3 protein-coding genes are annotated in these 1317 nt (G+C 59.3%); all 3 read right to left on the bottom strand.

Annotation, left to right across the window (positions count from 1 at the left end):
* Nucleotides 1-588 precede the first annotated feature (588 nt).
* Complete coding sequence (locus TR36_RS13830) at nucleotides 589-789, bottom strand: hypothetical protein (protein WP_045393834.1); 201 nt, start codon at nucleotides 787-789, stop codon at nucleotides 589-591.
* A complete protein-coding gene (locus TR36_RS13825) occupies nucleotides 777-1073 on the bottom strand; it encodes a hypothetical protein (RefSeq protein ID WP_045393832.1) in 297 nt (98 codons plus the stop codon). Before TR36_RS13825 ends, TR36_RS13830 begins: the two co-directional genes overlap by 13 nt.
* A 16-nt stretch (nucleotides 1074-1089) precedes the next feature.
* Nucleotides 1090-1317 (bottom strand): sigma factor-like helix-turn-helix DNA-binding protein (locus TR36_RS13820; protein ID WP_045393830.1); only part of this gene is annotated, 228 nt, incomplete at its 5' end.

Raw genomic sequence — 1317 nt, 5'->3', positions numbered from 1 at the left:
AAGGCCGCGCTTTGGTATGCAATAATGCTCAGGGGGTCAGGAATCTGACCCCCGGCAATGCCGCGATGCGGGCCATGTCGTCCTCATAGGTTNCGGTCATATGGTCGACCAGCGCCTGATCCCATCCCGGCATTTTCGAATTCCACCTCTACCGCCTCGGGCCGGACAAATTCCCCTAGCTAGATTCGAGATGATTTCACGCCCGATGCCGTACATCCGGCTGTGGCGGCTCTGCCAAGGTTAGAATGCAGACGTACGCATTCCCTCATCCTCCATCAGATGTGACAGCAGATCATCCCAACCGGTCAGGGTGCTGCCATCATCTATGCCGCCCACGTGTTGCCAGAACCTCCGGCCAGTATTCCTAGCGGCGCATCTTTCATCGGCCCAGATGACAAGGTTTACCCCCGGGTTGCGGGCAACGACGTCGCCGATGGTATCGGNACCAGCGCAAGGANGACGGGATCGCATTCGCTCATGACCTCGGCAGGTGCTTTTGCCGTTGCCGACTGCACAACTCGGGCAGGAATGTAGCCGGATTGCGGATGGCAAGATAGAAGGTCACCTCGGCGGAGGGAAAGATCTGCATCAGGCCCCGGACCCGGTCCGCCGCAGCAGGGTAGAGGCGTCCACGCAATGGGGATAGGCGGCGCGCAGCGCACCGGCACTACCGACGGCCCGGATGATGCCGCCTTCGATCACAACTGCCTCATCGATCCGGGCGGCTTCGGGGCCGTGCAGAAACGGGTCTGCCGTAAAATGCAGAACGCGACCGGTCAGTATTTCCATTTCACCCTCGTTTTATGCAGTTGTAACACTTTGGCATTATCGCGGACGCGGGATAGGATGAAAGCGCCTGTTTCCTCCACGCGGCTTCCGATAAGCTGCCAATAGCAAGTATACGAGGGATCATGGCGCATATCGAGGCGGACCTGCACGATCGGGAAGACGAAGGACTGAGCGAACGCCGCTTCAACGATATTCTGGATGCGGTCCATGAGGGGGACGCATCCCGCCTGACGGCCGCGCTGCGCAATCTGCACCCGGCCGATACCGCCGACCTTCTGGAGCATCACCCCCTCAAGCAGATCAGAGGAAGTGATGCACTTCGCGGTTCTGCGTTTCCAGATTCCGGCGCATCTTGTTGAAGGCAGCAGCCTCCAACTGGCGAACGCGCTCTTTCGACAACCCCAGTTCTTCACCCAGGGATTCCAGCGTGCGGGGAGATTCGCGCAACTTGCGCTCCGTCACGATGAAACGCTCACGCGGGTTCAGATTTTGAATAGCTGAAATCAGCCAAGTGCGCAGATGTGCCGC

Origin of the sequence: Falsirhodobacter sp. alg1 (assembly GCF_000739715.2) — a bacterium.
GTDB lineage: Bacteria > Pseudomonadota > Alphaproteobacteria > Rhodobacterales > Rhodobacteraceae > Falsirhodobacter.
Note: the sequence above shows the minus strand (reverse complement) of the source record. Positions and strands in the feature narration are given on the sequence as shown.

What these genes read in the sequence shown, in the direction of transcription:
- TR36_RS13830 (WP_045393834.1), bottom strand. Translation starts at nt 789, where the DNA reads ATGGAAATACTGACCGGTCGCGTTCTGCATTTTACGGCAGACCCGTTT.
- TR36_RS13825 (WP_045393832.1), bottom strand. Translation starts at nt 1,073, where the DNA reads ATGCTCCAGAAGGTCGGCGGTATCGGCCGGGTGCAGATTGCGCAGCGC.